Source organism: Rhizobium sp. C4, assembly GCF_021026315.1.
Taxonomy (GTDB): domain Bacteria; phylum Pseudomonadota; class Alphaproteobacteria; order Rhizobiales; family Rhizobiaceae; genus Ensifer_A.
The window spans coordinates 70,582-86,088 of record NZ_JAJNCX010000003.1 but is presented as its reverse complement, the minus strand read 5'-3'; the positions used below and the strand labels follow the sequence as shown (position 1 = coordinate 86,088).

Below are 15,507 nucleotides of genomic sequence, written 5' to 3'. Positions count from 1 at the left end.
CACGGAGATCGCCGATAGTATGGGCGCCTATATCCTACGCCGCCTCCTCCTGATCATACCGACCATCGTCGGCATCATGGCGATTTCCTTTGCCGTCGTGCAGTTTGCCCCCGGCGGGCCGATCGAGCAGGCGATTGCCGACCTGACGGGTCAGGGCAAGGGCGCGGAAGACCGGCTTTCCGGCGGCGGCGATTTCGGCAGCCAGAACATGGCGGGCGCCGATCTCGATTCCAAATATCGCGGCGCGCAGGGGCTCGACCCGGATCTCGTCAAGCGGCTGGAAAAGCAGTTCGGCTTCGACAAGCCGCCGCTCGAGCGCTTCGGCAAGATGATGTGGGACTATATCCGCTTCGATTTCGGCGAGAGCTTCTTTTCCAACGAGAAAGTGCTGGACCTGATCAAGGATCGCCTGCCCGTCTCGGCCTCGCTCGGCGTCTGGATCCTGATCTTCTCCTATATGATTTCCATCCCGCTTGGCATCAAGAAGGCGATTTCCGACGGCTCGGCCTTCGACGTCTGGACATCGGGCGTGATCATCATCGGCTATGCCGTGCCGAGCTTTCTCTTCGGCATCCTGCTGATCGTGCTGTTCGCCGGCGGGTCCTTCTATGACTGGTTTCCGTTGCGCGGCCTCGTCTCCGACAATTTTGCCGACCTCACCTGGTATCAGAAGATCGGCGACTATTTCTGGCACCTGACCCTGCCGCTGATCTCGCTGGCGCTTTCGGCCTTTGCCACGACGACGCTGCTGACGAAGAATTCGTTCATCGACGAAATCCGCAAGCAATATGTGGTGACGGCGCGCGCCAAGGGGCTGACCGACCGGCAGGTGCTCTACCGCCATGTCTTCCGCAATGCGATGCTGATCATCATTGCCGGTTTTCCGGGCGCCTTCATCTCGGCCTTTTTCACCGGTTCGCTTTTGATCGAGAATATCTTCTCGCTCGACGGGCTCGGCCGGCTCGGCTATTTCGCCATCGTCAAGCGAGACTATCCGATTGTTTTCGCAACACTCTTCATCTTCTCGCTGATCGGCCTTGTCGTCGGGCTCATTTCCGACCTGCTCTATACCTGGGTTGATCCGCGCATCGACTTCGACAAGAGGGATGTCTGATATGGTCGACACGCCCGCAGAGATCGCCATCGTCGCCGCCCCGCCGAAGCGGCCGTTTCTCTCGCCCGCCAACAAGCGGCGCTGGCTGAATTTCAAGGCCAACCGGCGCGGCTACTGGTCGTTCTGGATCTTCATGGTGATCTTCATCCTCAGCCTCGGGGCAGAACTGATCGCCAACGACAAGCCGCTGATCGTCTCCTACAAGGGCGAGATCCTGTTTCCGGTTCTGGTGAACTATCCGGAAGAGAAGTTCGGCGGGTTTCTCGCCACGACCGATTACAAATCGACCGATATTGCCGGCGAGATTGATGCGCATGGCTGGATGATCTGGCCGGTGATCCGCTACTCCTACAATTCGGTCAATTCCTATGTGCCGCACTCCGCCCCGACCGCCCCGTTCTGGCTGATGAGCAAGGAAGAGCGTTGCTCGGCCTATCCGCAAGGTGTTGCCGATCCCGGCTGCATCATCGGCAACATGAACTGGCTCGGCACCGACGATCAGGCGCGTGACGTGCTGTCGCGGCTGATCTATGGCTTCCGCATCTCGGTGCTCTTCGGCCTGGCGCTGACGATTGCATCCGCCGTCATTGGCGTCACCGCGGGCGCGGTGCAGGGCTATTTCGGCGGCTGGACCGATCTTCTGATGCAGCGCTTCATCGAGATCTGGTCTTCGATGCCGGTGCTCTACATTCTGCTGATCATCGCGGCGATCCTGCCGCCCGGCTTCTTCGTGCTGCTCGGCATCATGCTGCTCTTTTCCTGGACCGCCTTTGTCGGCGTGGTGCGGGCGGAATTCCTGCGCGCCCGCAATTTCGAATATGTGCGCGCCGCCCGCGCGCTTGGCGTGGGCAATGGCACGATCATGTTCCGCCATCTGCTGCCCAACGCCATGGTGGCGACGCTGACCTTCCTGCCCTTCATCCTGTCGGGCTCGATCTCGACGCTGACCTCGCTCGACTTCCTTGGCTTCGGCATGCCGCCCGGCTCGCCCTCGCTCGGTGAAATGATCGCGCAGGGCAAGAACAACTTGCAGGCCCCCTGGCTCGGCATCATGGCCTTCATCACCATGTCGCTGATGCTGTCACTGCTGATCTTCATCGGCGAGGCGGTGCGCGACGCGTTCGATCCGCGCAAGGCGGTGTAACGCCGAGGATGCAATAGTCCGCGTTGTGGGATAGTATGCGCCGAGATCGATGGAGCGACGGCCCGATGAACAAGATTGTACGAGAGCATTATCCAGTCGAAAACCTGCCGGCGGATTTGCGCGAGGGGCTGGAAGGCATCGATTCCGTGCGCATCGTTTTGGAAACGCCAATCGAAGAAATCGCAACCAGCGGCCTTTCCGCCCTTAAGAGTGCCTTACCACCGCCACGCAAGCCGATGTCATTGGAAGAAAGCCTTGAGGCAATAAGAAGCTTCCGCGCAAAGAACGTTTCCCCTGTGAGCCTTGATGAAGCTGTTGCAAGCATTCGCGAACTGCGCGACGAGTGGGATTATTGATGCCGCCGAATGCGCGAATCTATCTAGATACGAACATATTTATTTTCGCGCTGGAAGGAGAAGATGCCGAACTGCGAATGGTTTTGGCAGAGCTCTTCAGCATAGCGCCCCAAAAAAACGAAATCCGGTTCGTCACCAGCCTCATCACTGTTTCCGAGGGCCTGGTCAGACCCTACAGGCTGGCTCATGCCGACCTCATCGATCAGTATGAGCGCACGTTGCTTGACAGTCCCTGGTTACAGAACATCCCTGTCGATTTCCGCATTTTGCAGACCGCAGCTATTTTGCGTGCTCAAAACCTGGGCCTGAAGTTGCCGGACGCAATTCATCTGGCGACTGCCCTCCTGTTGGGATGCTCCGTTTTCCTGACGGCTGATCTTGGAATTAAGGAAGGCTGCGGCCGCCATCCTAAGTTTGCGGGGGAAACCCTCGCAATAGATCACATGAAAGTCGTTCGCCCGAGCATTCGCTCTATCCGAGAAATCATAAGTAGCCTTTCCCCATGACTGATCCCCTCCTCTCCGTCCGCAATCTGCAGGTAGCCTTTCACCAGGGCGGGGTGACGTCGCTGGCCGTCAAGGGCGTGTCCTTCGACATCCATCCCGGCGAGGTCGTGGCGCTGGTGGGCGAATCCGGGTCCGGCAAGTCGGTGACGGCGAATTCGGTGCTGAAGCTCCTGCCCTATCCGGCCGCGAGCCATCCGTCCGGCGAGATCGTCTTCAAGGGGCGCGACCTGATGAAGGCGAGCGATGCGGAGCTGCGCGGCGTGCGTGGCAACGACATCACGATGATCTTCCAGGAGCCGATGACCTCACTCAATCCGCTGCATTCCATCGAGCGGCAGATCGGCGAAATCCTCGAGCTGCATCAAGGGATGCGCGGCGACAAGGCGCGGGCGCGCACGCTGGAGCTCCTGCATCAGGTCGGCATTCGCGAGCCGGAAAAGCGGTTGAAGGCGTTTCCGCATGAGCTTTCGGGCGGCCAGCGGCAGCGCGTGATGATCGCCATGGCGCTTGCCAACCGACCGGATATCCTGATTGCCGACGAGCCGACGACAGCGCTGGACGTGACCGTGCAGGCACAGATCCTCGAACTGCTCGCCAAGCTCAAGCACGACCATGGCATGGCCATGCTCTTCATCACCCACGATCTCGGCATTGTCCGGCGCTTTGCTGACAAGGTTTGCGTCATGCGCCACGGCGAGATCGTGGAAGCCGGGCCGACGGCGACGATCTTTGCCGATCCGCAGCATGACTATACGAAACATCTGCTGGCCGCCGAGCCGAAGGGCCGGCCGCCGAAGGCGGATCTGAGCCAGCCGATCGTGATGGAGGCTGAAGACGTGCGCGTCTGGTTCCCGATCAAGACCGGCTTTCTCCGCAAGGTCACGGATCATGTGAAGGCGGTGGACGGGATCAATGTGACGCTGCGTGCCGGGCAGACGCTCGGCGTCGTCGGCGAATCCGGCTCGGGCAAGACGACGCTGGGGCTGGCGCTGACGCGGCTGATCTCGTCCAAAGGACGGATCAGCTTTATCGGGCAGGATATTGCCGCCTATTCGTTCAAGTCGATGAAGCCCTTGCGCAATCGCATGCAGGTGGTCTTCCAGGACCCCTATGGGTCGCTGTCGCCGCGCATGAACATTGCCGATATCGTGGCGGAAGGGTTGGCGATCCATGAGCCAGGCCTGTCATTCGAAGAGCGCGATCGCCGCGTGGCTGAGGTGCTGGAAGAAGTCGGCCTCGATGCCTCAACCCGCTGGCGCTATCCGCATGAGTTTTCCGGGGGCCAGCGGCAGCGCATTGCCATTGCCCGCGCCATGATCCTGAAGCCGCGCTTCGTCATGCTGGACGAGCCGACCTCGGCGCTGGACATGAGCGTGCAGGCACAGGTGGTCGAGCTTTTGCGCAAGCTGCAGAAGGACCACAACCTCGCCTATCTCTTCATCAGCCATGACCTGAAGGTCGTCCGCGCGCTTGCCAATGACATCATCGTCATGCGCGCCGGCAAGGTGGTGGAACAGGGCACGGCCGAGCAGGTGATCGGCGCGCCCGCCGAGGAATATACGAAGGCGCTGATGGCCGCCGCCTTCGATCTGAAAGCGATCCGCACCGAAGCGGTCGGACAGTGAGTGCCCGCATGAAAAGCCCCATCATCATCGATCTGAAGTTCCCGCCGGATGCTGTTGCCAAGGCGCTGGCCGGCGCCTTTCCGGGGCGCGAAGTCATAAACATGGCGGACCCTGCCCATGCCGGCCGCGACCTTTCCGGCATCGACTATGCGCTGGTGTGGAAGCAGGACCCGACGCTTTTCGAGCGGGCGAAGGACGTGAAGGCGATCTTTTCCGGTGGCGCCGGGGTGGATCATATCCTGCGGGTCGGGGGATTGCCCGAAGACGTGCCGCTGGTGCGCTTTGTCGACCGCAGCCTGACGGACCGGATGAGCGAATGGGTCGTGCTGCAATGTCTGCTGCATTTGCGCCAGATGCCGGCCTATCTGAAGGCGCAGTCGGATCACCACTGGGAAGAGCTGGCGCAGCCGGAAGCGCGCGATGTCACCGTTGGCGTCATGGGGCTTGGCGTGCTGGGTCAGGATGCGGCGCGCAAGCTGAAGGTCATGGGCTTTCATGTCGTCGGCTGGTCGCGCAGTGCTAAGGCGATCGAGGGCATGCAGACCTTCGATGGCGATGGGCTGGATGACTTCCTCGCCCAGACCGACATTCTCGTCGGGCTTTTACCGCTGACGGCGGAGACGCGCGGGATTTACAACAAGGCACTGTTTGCCAAACTCCGGCAGGGTGGCGCGCTCGGCAAGCCGGTCTTCATCAATGCCGGGCGTGGCGGCAGCCAGGTCGAGGCGGATATTCTGTTCGTACTCCACGAAGGCATCCTCGGTGGGGTCTCGCTCGATGTGTTCGAGACGGAACCGCTCGCCTCGGAAAGCCCGCTCTGGGCCGAGCCGAATGTCATCGTGACGCCGCATGCGGCGGCGGCGTCCGATGTCGTGGCGCTGATGCGTCATGTCGAGGGGCAGATCGCGCGGCACGAGTCCGGCCTTTCGCTGGAGCATGTGGTGGATCGCACCCTGGGGTACTGACGCCTTTCAAGGACGCCGGCACACCGTCGGCTTGCCGTAGAGATAGCCGATGCGCTCCACCGCCGCCTTCAGGCCTTCTCGGGCAACGCTCATCGTGTGGCCGTTGGCGTGGATCATGGTCTCTTCATCTTCCATGATGGCGACATGGCCCTTCCAGAAGACGAGATCGCCGCGGCGCAGTTCATCGAACCCGATTTCCGTGCCCAGGCCGGCGGCCTGCATATCGCTGTCGCGTGGCGCAGACTTTCCCGCCATCATCATCGAGAGCTGCACAAGGCCGGAGCAATCGATGCCGAAGGCGGATTTGCCACCCCAGAGATAGGGCGTTTCCAGAAGCCGGGCGGCGATGGCGACATAATCGTCAGAGACAGGCGCGCCCAACGGCGCGCAATGCGCGGCGATGACTGAACCACCTCCGGCCAGCGTCAGGTATCGCGTGCCGCGTGTCTCAACCTGCACCACGGGGAATATCCGGCTACCGAGCGATAGCGGCGCCCCACGCGGGCGCTTCATGTCTGGTTCGGGATAAAGAAAGGTGCGGGGTTGGATGATCCAGAATGTCGTCTGCTGAGCCGGCGAAACAAGGTCCGCTTCCGCCATATAGCCGACATAGCCGTCGACCTCGGCCTGCACCCAGGCCCAGCCGCCGTGGCGCTCGAAAATGCGCAGAGGCTCGCCAAAAAGCAGTTGTGTGTCGATGCCGGCGCTCAGGTCAGGCCTTGGTCGCAGGTCGGCGACAGGAGCGGTGACCATGCCCGCCTCCCCTTTTACGAAACGCGAAGCCTCGACCTTGCCTTCAAGCCGGGCGTCAGCGAGATCCGGGCGATAGGCGTTGAGCCGTTTATCCAGTGTCACGGGCATTTCCATTCAGTAAGGCAGTTGGCGGGCTTCGGCGATGACGACGTCACCGAGCTTTTCCAGATAGAGCGCACCGGCCACCGTGCGCTTGATAATGACATTGCGTCGATCCTTGTCGTCGCGAACGCGATCGACAAGACCCATCGCGCCCATCGTGTCGAGCGCGCGGGTGATGACCGGTTTGGTGACGTTGAGCGTCGCAGCAAGGCCCCGCACCGTATGCGGCGGCGGCACGAGATAGATCTGCAAGAGGATCGCCATCTGCCGCAGCGTCAGGTCGTGTGCCTCCGACCGCACCTGCGAGAGGGACACGGCATGCCAGAGGCCCAGGGCCTGTGACGGGGTCATTTCCAGCGGCAAGATCGGCTCCGTGAACGTTTCGGCTCCGTATCATTGTGGAACCAATGCGGCTGTTTTGCAAGTACGCACGGTGTGTCGCCAAAACTGCTCCCCCGTCTGCCACAAGTTTTCCGCAATGCGACACCACACATCGCGCCGGGAGGGGAACCCCGCTTCCTTCGGGTGCAATCGAGAACCCGTTGAAAGCTTCATGAATTCAGGAGTTTCCATGTCCCCCGAACCCACCCCTTCCATCTGGGATCGCCCGCAAGGTTACGGCATCGTCAGCCGGGTGCTGCACTGGCTGATGGCTGTCCTCTTCGCCGCCCAGTTCCTGTCGGCAATCTTGCGCCTGATTGACCGCGAGCTGCCGATGACCAAAACGGTCTGGGGTATCCACTACACGCTGGGCTTCGCCCTGCTGGTCCTCGTTGCCGTCCGCGCCGTCTGGGGATTGCTGAACCTGCGCACCCGCCCGCCGCATGGCAAGGGCCTGATGGGCCTTGCCTCGCTCGGCGGTCATCTTGCGCTCTATGCCCTGATGCTCTTCGTGCCGGCAATCGGCCTTCTGCGCGCCTATGCCGGCGGCAGGGGTTTCATTGCCTTCGGCGTCCAGATCTTCCAGCCCGGCACGCGCGACGAAGCGCTGATGGCACCAGGCCAGCTCCTTCACGGACCGGCCGGATGGGTGCTTCTGGCGCTGGTTGCCGGACATATCCTGATGGTCTTCGTGCACAAGTATCTGTGGCGGGAAGACATTCTCGGCCGCATGACGCGCGGCTACCAGGATGATAGACGGCTCGGCGGCTCGGCCGTCACCGGCCACGCCATCAAGCAGAACTGACTTTGAGACGCGCATTTCCGAACGGAAAACCGCAATGCGGTTTTCCTGGAATTGCCGTCACTTCACCCGCTTGCGGATGTGATGATAGATCGCCCGGATAGCCTGCGCTTCGCCACCGAGCGGCGCATGCGGGCGATCTTTCGGCGACCAGCCGAAGATGTCGAAATGCACCCAGCTGTCGGTCTCGGTCACGAAGCGCTTCAGGAAGAGCGCCGCGGTGATCGCGCCCGCCATGCCGCCCGAAGGGGCATTGGTGAGATCGGCAATCTTGGTGGAAAGGTCGGTCTCGTAGCCGGCATAGAGCGGCAGCCGCCACAGCGGGTCGTCATTCTCCAGCGCCGAATCCGCCAGTTCGTGGGCGAGGTCTTCGTCATCGGTGAAGAAGGGCGGCAGGTCGGGACCGAGCGCCACGCGGGCGGCCCCCGTCAGCGTCGCCATGTCGATCAGCAGATCGGGCTTGTCCTCGTCGGCATAGGCCAGCGCGTCAGCCAGGATCAGACGACCCTCGGCGTCCGTGTTGTCGATCTGCACCGTCAGGCCCTTGCGGCTGCGGTAGATGTCGCCCGGACGGAAGGCGTTGCCGGCGATGGAATTCTCGACGACGGGGACGAGAACGCGCAGGTCGACCTTCAGATGCGCATCCATGATCATCAGCGCGAGGCCGAGCACGTTGGCGGCACCGCCCATGTCCTTCTTCATCAGCAGCATGGAAGAAGACGGCTTGATGTCGAGACCGCCGGTGTCGAAGCAGACACCCTTGCCGACGAGCGTCACCTTGGGCGCGCCCTTCTCGCCCCAGCGCATTTCCAGAAGCCGCGGCGCTTCGGCGGCCGCGCGGCCCACCGCATGGATGAGCGGGAAATTCTTCTTCAGGAGATCGTCGCCGGAGATCACCGAGACCTTGGCCTCGTAGTGTTCGGCGAGATCGCGGAAGACCTTTTCCAGCGCGTTCGGCCCCATGTCGTTCGTCGGGGTGTTGATGAGATCGCGGGCTAGGAAGACGCCTGCAATCTGGCGCTTGATGTCGGTGGCGTTCGCATCCTTGGGAATGAGAAGCGTTGCGCCGTGCGGCTTCGGCTTCAGATAGGTCTCGAAACGGTAGCTGCCGAGGCCGAAGCCGAGCGCGATGCGGTTGGCCGTCAGCGGCGCGGTCTCCACATGCCACTCGCCCTCGGGCAGGGTGCGCGCGAGATGTCCGGTCATGAACGGGTTGACCGCCGGGTTCTTGCCGAGGCCGAAGAGCGCCCCGCCGAGCGCACCGTCCGCCGAAGGAACGAGAAGCACAGAGCCGTTATCCGCCTTGAAGCCGGATTTCCGCGCCCATTCCAGCGCGGTCGCCTCGATGGCGCCGATCTCGATATGCGCTGGGGTCACGGCAAAGACCGGCAGGGTCTTGCCAAGCTTGCTGTTGAAGGGGCTGTGGCGCTTGATGAATTGAAAGGGGGCCATCTGTTCTCGTCTTTCTTCCCGATTGCCGGGAGCAATTTCAGCGACCGCGGATCGCCGAGATGCTCCTTCTCGATCTCACACACAATTCCCGACGGTCGCGCGCCGCCCTTGCTCCGGAATTGCCCCAAACATGCGTTGCTCGGCCCGCACAGGCCGGTTGTCCGCCATGTCCTCCGGATGACTTCGAAGGCATGGGAATCAGAGTCGTTAACGCTCTGTTAGGGTTAACAGACTATTGCTGGTGTCAAGGTTGCGCCGCAGTTTTCAGTATGCCCACCGGCCGGTGCAAGAAACCAGAATTCGGGGCAGCGCCATGACCACATCCACCCATATCCGGGTCCGCAGCAGCAAGTTGCTGGCGGGTGCCTGCCTGTTTGCGGCAGCGCTATCGCTGCAGTCCTGCCAGACGTCCAGTTCGACCGACAACATCAAGACCGGCTCGATCCCGACCGGGCTTTCCAAGCCCGTGACCGAAATGAACGCCACCGAGCTGAGTTCGGCCGCCAACCGGATTGGCGACGCCTATGCCAAGAACCCGAACGACCGCGAAGCCGGCCTGAACTATGCAAACCTCCTGCGGATGACCGGCAAGAATGACCAGGCGCTCGCCGTCATGCAGCAGGTCGTCATCCGCCACCCCAGCGACACGGAAGTGCTTGCCGCCTATGGCAAGGCGCAGGCCGCCGCCGGCCAGCTTGATGCAGCCCTTGAAACGATCTCCCGCGCCGAACGCCCGGACCTGCCGGACTGGCGCCTGAAGTCGGCGCAGGGTGCGATCCTTGACCAGCTCGGCCGCTCGACGGAGGCGCGCATGCGCTACCGCGAAGCACTCGACCTGAAGCCGAACGACCCGTCCGTTCTCTCCAATCTCGGCATGTCCTATGTGCTGACAAAGGATCTGAAATCGGCCGAGACCTATCTTCGCCAGGCCGCAGCGCAGCCGGCCGCCGACAGTTCCGTGCGCCAGAACCTGGCGCTCGTCGTCGGCCTGCAGGGTCGCTACCCGGAAGCCGAAAAGATCGCCCGCCAGGAGCTTTCGCCGACGCAGGCCGAGGCCAACGTCAAGTATCTGCGCTCGATGATGAGCCAGCAGCCGACCTGGAAGGCGCTGAAGAGCCAGGGCTGAACCAGCCCGGGTCCGATCCCCCTTCCCGCACATTCCTGCTCCCAAGACCAGAAAGGCGCCCCGGAAACCGGAGCGCCTTTTTCGTTGTCCAATGTCCGGATCTATGTCCGTCAGCGCGTCGTCTGTTCCTGCGTGCCGCCGCTCATCTGGTCGCTGACGCGGATGCCGGCCGGTCCGAGGATGACGGCGATGAGCACCGGCAGGAAGAACAGGATCATCGGCACGGTCAGCTTCGGAGGCAGGGCAGCGGCCTTCTTTTCGGCCTCGTTCATACGGGTGTCGCGGCTTTCCTGGGCGAGCGTGCGCAGGGCCTGCGCCACCGGCGTACCGTAGCGTTCGGCCTGGATCAGCGCCTGCGTCGTCGATTTCACCGCGTCCAGCTGGGTGCGGTTGGCGAGGTTTTCATAGGCGCTGCGACGATCCTGCAGATAGGAGAGCTCGGCGGTTGTCAGCACGATTTCTTCCGCCAGTTCCGGAGACTGCACACCGATTTCGTCGGCCACGCGGCGCATCGAGGCCTCGACAGAGACACCGGATTCGACACAGATCAGCAGGAGGTCCAGCGCGTCCGGCCAGGCCTTGCGGATGGATGACTGCCGCTTTCCCATCTTGTTGCTGATGAAGATGATCGGCGAATAGAAACCGAGATAGGCAATGACGAGGTTGGCCAGAAGCCGCATGGTCAACGGCTGGTCGGACAGATTGTCGAGAACGAAGATCCAGATCGCACCGGCGACCCCGAAGACGAAGGGCAGGATCAGGCGGGCAAAGAGATAGGTGTTGAGGGCATTCTGCGACCGGTAGCCTGCGGCGCGCAGCTTGTTGATGGTGGCGTCGTCGACCAGCGCCTTGCGCAGGTTCAGACGCTCGACGATGTTGCGGACATTCTTGTTGTCCTTGCCGCGCAGGCTCGCCTTGGATTGCAGGGCCGCGTTCATGCGGGCGCGTTCGCGGGCGCGCAGCTGCTCGCGCTCGGTCGCCACTGACTTCATCCGCTTCTGCAGGTCGCCGCGCTCGAAATAGGGTTCGGCCACCACGTAAAGCGTCCCGAAGACCGCCAGGCCAATCAGCACGGCGAAGATGAAACCCGGGTTGGTGGCTGTCGCAGCGAGATCGTAAAGCATCCTGATCGTCCTTGTGGCGGATCCTGCGCCCGTCGGTTCAAGCAATTCCGGAAGACATGTGTCGCTGTTGTTCGACCGGCATTTGCTTCAGCAGAGAACTAGATATCGAAATTGATCATCTTGCGCATGACCAGCACCCCGATCGACATCCAGACCGCGGAGCCGAGCAGGATGAGATGACCACGTGGATCGGTGAAAAGCGGCTTGATGTAGTCGGGCGACGTGATCGAAACCAGCGTGGCGACGATGAACGGCAGGGCGCCGATGATGGCGGCCGACGCCTTGGCTTCCATGGAGAGCGCCTGCACCTTGCCGAGCATCTTCTTGCGGTCGCGCAGAACACGGCTGAGATTGCCCAGCGCTTCCGACAGGTTACCGCCCGCCTGGGCCTGGATGCCGATCACGATGGCGAAGAACTTGACTTCCTGCAGCGGGATGGTCGCGTTCATGCGGGCGCAGGCATCGGCGATCGACATGCCCATCTGCTGCGCCTCGACGACCCGGCGGAACTCGCTCTTGACGGGTTCCTGGCCTTCCATGGCGATCAGGCGCACGGCGTCGTTGAGCGGCAGGCCTGACTTGATCGACCGCACCATGATGTCGAGCGAATTCGGAAACTCGTTCAGAAACCTCTTCATGCGCCGCTTGTACAGGAAGCCGACCACGAAACGCGGTGCGCCGACGCCCATGACGAAGGCAATCGCGAAGACGCCAAGCTGTGCATTGGAGAAGGGCAGAAAATCGATTGCGGGCGTGCCGGACATGTCGGCGGTCATGATGAAGCCGACCACCAGCGTGCCGAAGGCCATGATGGCACTGCCGATATAGAACTGCGATTCCGTGATGGCCAGGCCGGCCTGCAGCAGGCGAACCTTCAGGGTCGGGGTATCGACCTTCTTGTTCTGCTCCTGCTTCTTCTCCAGTTCGCTCAGCGAATCCTGGATGGACTTGCGGCGCTTGGTCGCTTCCTGCATGCGGTCGCGGGCGGCCTTCACCTTGACCGTATCGGTCTCGGCGGCCTTGACCTTCTTGTAGCGGCTGGTCGTCTTCTGCTGGTTCTCGATTTCGGAGAAGAGGACGCCATAGGCAACGGCCGCTGCCGCAATGGCGGCAAGGCCAATGATCGCCAGGACCATGGGGTCAAAACCGAACATTACGCGTGCTCCCGGTTGTCACTCTTCATCTTGCTTCCCTGTCGGTCGGCGCCTGCTGTTCAGACGCCGCCGCCCTTGTCTTCCATGGCGTCGAGCGCCGCCGCCAGGCGCTTCTCTTCGCCGTAATAGCGGGCGCGATCCCAGAAATTCGGACGGCCGATACCGGTGGAGCGATGCTTGCCGATGATCTTGCCATTGGCATCCTCGCCCTCCATGTCGTAGCGCACCAGATCCTGCGTCACGATCACATCGCCTTCCATGCCGACCACTTCGGTGATGTGGGTGATGCGGCGCGAGCCGTCGCGCAGACGGGCCGCCTGGATGATGATGTCGACCGAGCCGGCAACGATTTCGCGCACGGTCTTCGCCGGCAGCGTGAAGCCGCCCATGGCAATCATGGACTCGATGCGGTTCAGGCATTCGCGCGGCGTGTTGGCGTGGATTGTGCCCATCGAGCCGTCGTGGCCGGTGTTCATGGCCTGCAGAAGGTCGAAGACTTCCGGTCCGCGCACTTCGCCGACGATGATGCGTTCGGGACGCATGCGCAGGCAGTTCTTGACGAGGTCGCGCATGGTGATCTCGCCCTCGCCTTCGATGTTCGGCGGGCGGGTTTCAAGGCGCACGACATGCGGCTGCTGCAGCTGAAGTTCGGCGGAGTCTTCGCAGGTGATGATGCGCTCATGCGTGTCGATATAGCGCGTGAGGCAGTTCAGCAGCGTCGTTTTGCCGGAACCCGTGCCGCCGGAGACGACGATGTTGCAGCGGACGCGGCCGATGATCTGCAGGACCGTCGCGCCTTCCGGCGTGATCGAGCCGAAGCGCACCAGCTGGTCGAGCGTCAGCTTGTCCTTCTTGAACTTACGAATGGTGAGTGCCGGACCATCAATGGCGAGCGGCGGCGCAATGACGTTGACGCGCGAACCGTCGGGCAGGCGCGCGTCGCAGATCGGGCTCGATTCGTCGACGCGGCGGCCGACCTGGCTGACGATGCGCTGGCAGACCGACAGAAGCTGGCTGTTGTCGCGGAAGCGGATTTCGGATTCCTGGACCTTGCCGTCGACTTCGATGAAGGTCTGGCCGGCCCCGTTGACCATGATGTCGGCGATGTCGTCGCGGGCCAGAAGCGGCTCGAGCGGACCGAAGCCCAGAACGTCGTTGCAGATGTCCTCGAGCAGTTCCTCCTGCTCGGCGATCGACATGGCGAAGTTCTTGATGGTGATGATATCGTTGACGATATCGCGGATTTCCTCACGCGCGCTCTCGCTGTCGAGCTTGGCAAGCTGCGACAGGTCAATGGTGTCGATGAGGGCCGAGAAGACCTGGCTCTTGGTATCGTAATATTCGGAGTTCCGGGTGGTCCGGCGGCGGGCCGGCGGTTCGGGAGCAAGAGGCGGCGGCGTTGTGGCGGCGCGCGACGGTGCCGGCTCTTGAGCCTTCATCGCCGGCTCGAGTGTCGCAACCATTGCCTGAGGCTCGGCTGCGGCAGGCGCATGGGGTCTCGGCGCGGGAGGGGCGGACCCTCCCGAGACACCGGATTTTCCGAAGCCGTCATTTCCCTTTTTGCCGAACATCAATCAGATCCAGTCTTTTTCATGCTTTGCTTTTGGCGCGGTTGAGCAGTGCGAGCATCTTGGCAAGGCTGCCGCCCTTCTGCCGTTTGACGGTGGTGCGGCCGGTGACAACATGGGCGATCTGCGAGAAGGTCTCGGCAACCGGGGCCTTGGGATCGATCTCGGCGATCATGCGCCCGCTGTTGGCGGCGTTGCCGAAGAGCTGCACCTCGAAGGGGATGACGGCAATCGGCTGAATGCCCAGCGGATCGACAAAGTCGGCCGGCGAGATCTCGGCACGCTTGGGCATGCCCGCCTGGTTGAGGATCAGGTGGGGCAGCTTGTCGTTGGGACGCAGCTTCTTCAGCGCGTCGAACATGTTCTTGGCGTTGCGCAGGTTGGCGAGATCCGGCACGGCCGTGATGACCACCTCGTCGACGCCGGAAAGCAGCATGCGCGTCCAGTCGTTCCAGGCATGCGGAACATCGAGCACCGTGACGGGCGCCGAGCGCGACAGGACTTCCAGCACCGGCTGGAAGGAATCGCGACCGAAGTCATAGGCCCGGTCGAGCATCGAGGGTGCGGCCAGAAGCGAGAGATTGTCGGTGCATTTCGCCAAGAGGCGATCGAGGAAGATCTCGTCGAGACGGTCGGGCGAATAGACGGCTTCCGCCATCCCCATCGCCGGATCCTGGTCGAAGTTGATGTTCGCCGTGCCGAAGGCAAGGTCGAGGTCGGCCAGGATCGTCTCGGTGGCAAACAGGCTGGAAATGCCGAACGCGGCGTTGTGAGCGATCGTGGATGAGCCCACGCCACCCTTCGCACCGATGAAGGCGATGCTGCGGCCAAGCGGTTCAGCCTCGGGATCGACGAAGATCGAAGCGACCGAGGAGAGCATGTCGGGCAGGCTGACCGGATAGACCAGATATTCGGAAATGCCGTTGCGCATCAGCTCGCGATAGAGGCTGATGTCGTTCTGGCGCCCGAGAATGATGACCTTGGTCGACGGATCGCAGACCTCGGCGAGCGGCCCCAGCTCCTCGAACAGCCGGTCGGCACCGAGCGCGGTTTCCAGGATGATCAGGTTCGGCGTCGCGGCGCTGGCAAACATGCCTGCCGCAGCGGCGATGCTGCCGTGATTGATCTTGAACGTCACCTTCGCCATGCGACGGTCGCGGCTGCAGCGATCCATCAGGCGCAGCGCTTCCTCGCTCTCGCAGAAGGCATGAATCGAGATGCGCGGCAGCGGCCGGATCTGGTCGATCTCGATGCTTTCGGTCGCACGCTCTTCAAGCTGTTCGTCGATCGCGACGGGCTCGATTCCGTATTCAACTGTACTCATGGGTCCTGTCT

General features: G+C 62.2%; 15 protein-coding genes. 8 read left to right on the top strand and 7 right to left on the bottom strand.

What is annotated here, in order from left to right:
• The first annotated feature begins 19 nt into the window (after positions 1-19).
• The 6 genes from LQK84_RS06775 to LQK84_RS06750 all read left to right on the top strand — a co-directional run bounded on the left by LQK84_RS06775 (position 20) and on the right by LQK84_RS06750 (position 5,710).
• Positions 20-1,114 carry a microcin C ABC transporter permease YejB gene (locus LQK84_RS06775; protein ID WP_230827935.1) on the top strand — a complete coding sequence of 365 codons (1,095 nt, stop codon included), beginning with the start codon at positions 20-22 and terminating at the stop codon, positions 1,112-1,114.
• Between the two features lies 1 nt (position 1,115).
• Positions 1,116-2,258 carry an ABC transporter permease gene (locus LQK84_RS06770; RefSeq protein WP_230827934.1) on the top strand — a complete coding sequence of 381 codons (1,143 nt, stop codon included), beginning with the start codon at positions 1,116-1,118 and terminating at the stop codon, positions 2,256-2,258.
• A 65-nt stretch (positions 2,259-2,323) separates the two neighbouring features.
• Positions 2,324-2,614, top strand: a complete 291-nt coding sequence (locus LQK84_RS06765; RefSeq protein WP_230827933.1) for a hypothetical protein — start codon at positions 2,324-2,326, stop codon at positions 2,612-2,614.
• Positions 2,614-3,120, top strand: a complete 507-nt coding sequence (locus LQK84_RS06760) for a type II toxin-antitoxin system VapC family toxin (RefSeq protein WP_230827932.1) — start codon at positions 2,614-2,616, stop codon at positions 3,118-3,120. The genes LQK84_RS06765 and LQK84_RS06760 overlap by 1 nt, the downstream gene beginning before the upstream one ends.
• Positions 3,117-4,745: an ABC transporter ATP-binding protein gene (locus LQK84_RS06755; RefSeq protein ID WP_230827931.1), complete on the top strand. Its 1,629-nt coding sequence runs from the start codon at positions 3,117-3,119 to the stop codon at positions 4,743-4,745. Before LQK84_RS06760 ends, LQK84_RS06755 begins: the two co-directional genes overlap by 4 nt.
• Positions 4,746-4,753: 8 nt before the next feature.
• On the top strand, positions 4,754-5,710 hold the full coding sequence (locus tag LQK84_RS06750) for a 2-hydroxyacid dehydrogenase (RefSeq protein WP_230827930.1): 957 nt from the start codon (positions 4,754-4,756) through the stop codon (positions 5,708-5,710).
• A 6-nt stretch (positions 5,711-5,716) separates the two neighbouring features.
• Here LQK84_RS06750 and LQK84_RS06745 read toward each other — a convergent pair whose 3' ends face one another.
• Positions 5,717-6,571, bottom strand: coding sequence for a C40 family peptidase (locus LQK84_RS06745; RefSeq protein ID WP_230827929.1), 855 nt, complete (start codon positions 6,569-6,571; stop codon positions 5,717-5,719).
• Positions 6,572-6,577: 6 nt separating this feature from the next.
• On the bottom strand, positions 6,578-6,928 hold the full coding sequence (locus tag LQK84_RS06740; protein WP_230827928.1) for a MarR family transcriptional regulator: 351 nt from the start codon (positions 6,926-6,928) through the stop codon (positions 6,578-6,580).
• A gap of 208 nt (positions 6,929-7,136) precedes the next feature.
• Between LQK84_RS06740 and LQK84_RS06735 the strand changes: the two genes are divergently transcribed.
• Positions 7,137-7,751, top strand: a complete 615-nt coding sequence (locus LQK84_RS06735) for a cytochrome b (RefSeq protein WP_230827927.1) — start codon at positions 7,137-7,139, stop codon at positions 7,749-7,751.
• A 57-nt stretch (positions 7,752-7,808) separates the two neighbouring features.
• On the opposite strand, the gene LQK84_RS06730 is transcribed toward LQK84_RS06735, so the two are convergent.
• Positions 7,809-9,200 carry a leucyl aminopeptidase family protein gene (locus tag LQK84_RS06730; RefSeq protein ID WP_230827926.1) on the bottom strand — a complete coding sequence of 464 codons (1,392 nt, stop codon included), beginning with the start codon at positions 9,198-9,200 and terminating at the stop codon, positions 7,809-7,811.
• A 313-nt stretch (positions 9,201-9,513) separates the two neighbouring features.
• On the opposite strand from LQK84_RS06730, the gene LQK84_RS06725 reads away from it, so the two are divergent.
• Positions 9,514-10,326, top strand: a complete 813-nt coding sequence (locus tag LQK84_RS06725) for a tetratricopeptide repeat protein (protein WP_230827925.1) — start codon at positions 9,514-9,516, stop codon at positions 10,324-10,326.
• Positions 10,327-10,436: 110 nt separating this feature from the next.
• On the opposite strand, the gene LQK84_RS06720 is transcribed toward LQK84_RS06725, so the two are convergent.
• From LQK84_RS06720 to LQK84_RS06705, 4 genes are all read right to left on the bottom strand, one after another.
• Positions 10,437-11,450, bottom strand: a complete 1,014-nt coding sequence (locus tag LQK84_RS06720) for a type II secretion system F family protein (RefSeq protein WP_230827924.1) — start codon at positions 11,448-11,450, stop codon at positions 10,437-10,439.
• A gap of 98 nt (positions 11,451-11,548) precedes the next feature.
• Positions 11,549-12,604: a type II secretion system F family protein gene (locus LQK84_RS06715; protein ID WP_230827923.1), complete on the bottom strand. Its 1,056-nt coding sequence runs from the start codon at positions 12,602-12,604 to the stop codon at positions 11,549-11,551.
• A gap of 59 nt (positions 12,605-12,663) precedes the next feature.
• Positions 12,664-14,175 carry a CpaF family protein gene (locus tag LQK84_RS06710; RefSeq protein ID WP_230827922.1) on the bottom strand — a complete coding sequence of 504 codons (1,512 nt, stop codon included), beginning with the start codon at positions 14,173-14,175 and terminating at the stop codon, positions 12,664-12,666.
• A gap of 19 nt (positions 14,176-14,194) precedes the next feature.
• Complete coding sequence (locus LQK84_RS06705; protein WP_230827921.1) at positions 14,195-15,496, bottom strand: AAA family ATPase; 1,302 nt, start codon at positions 15,494-15,496, stop codon at positions 14,195-14,197.
• Between the last annotated feature and the right edge of the window lie 11 nt (positions 15,497-15,507).

What these genes read in the sequence shown, in the direction of transcription:
- LQK84_RS06775 (WP_230827935.1), top strand. Translation starts at nt 20, where the DNA reads ATGGGCGCCTATATCCTACGCCGCCTCCTCCTGATCATACCGACCATC.
- LQK84_RS06770 (WP_230827934.1), top strand. Translation starts at nt 1,116, where the DNA reads ATGGTCGACACGCCCGCAGAGATCGCCATCGTCGCCGCCCCGCCGAAG.
- LQK84_RS06765 (WP_230827933.1), top strand. Translation starts at nt 2,324, where the DNA reads ATGAACAAGATTGTACGAGAGCATTATCCAGTCGAAAACCTGCCGGCG.
- LQK84_RS06760 (WP_230827932.1), top strand. Translation starts at nt 2,614, where the DNA reads ATGCCGCCGAATGCGCGAATCTATCTAGATACGAACATATTTATTTTC.
- LQK84_RS06755 (WP_230827931.1), top strand. Translation starts at nt 3,117, where the DNA reads ATGACTGATCCCCTCCTCTCCGTCCGCAATCTGCAGGTAGCCTTTCAC.
- LQK84_RS06750 (WP_230827930.1), top strand. Translation starts at nt 4,754, where the DNA reads ATGAAAAGCCCCATCATCATCGATCTGAAGTTCCCGCCGGATGCTGTT.
- LQK84_RS06745 (WP_230827929.1), bottom strand. Translation starts at nt 6,571, where the DNA reads ATGCCCGTGACACTGGATAAACGGCTCAACGCCTATCGCCCGGATCTC.
- LQK84_RS06735 (WP_230827927.1), top strand. Translation starts at nt 7,137, where the DNA reads ATGTCCCCCGAACCCACCCCTTCCATCTGGGATCGCCCGCAAGGTTAC.
- LQK84_RS06730 (WP_230827926.1), bottom strand. Translation starts at nt 9,200, where the DNA reads ATGGCCCCCTTTCAATTCATCAAGCGCCACAGCCCCTTCAACAGCAAG.
- LQK84_RS06725 (WP_230827925.1), top strand. Translation starts at nt 9,514, where the DNA reads ATGACCACATCCACCCATATCCGGGTCCGCAGCAGCAAGTTGCTGGCG.
- LQK84_RS06720 (WP_230827924.1), bottom strand. Translation starts at nt 11,450, where the DNA reads ATGCTTTACGATCTCGCTGCGACAGCCACCAACCCGGGTTTCATCTTC.
- LQK84_RS06715 (WP_230827923.1), bottom strand. Translation starts at nt 12,604, where the DNA reads ATGTTCGGTTTTGACCCCATGGTCCTGGCGATCATTGGCCTTGCCGCC.
- LQK84_RS06710 (WP_230827922.1), bottom strand. Translation starts at nt 14,175, where the DNA reads ATGTTCGGCAAAAAGGGAAATGACGGCTTCGGAAAATCCGGTGTCTCG.
- LQK84_RS06705 (WP_230827921.1), bottom strand. Translation starts at nt 15,496, where the DNA reads ATGAGTACAGTTGAATACGGAATCGAGCCCGTCGCGATCGACGAACAG.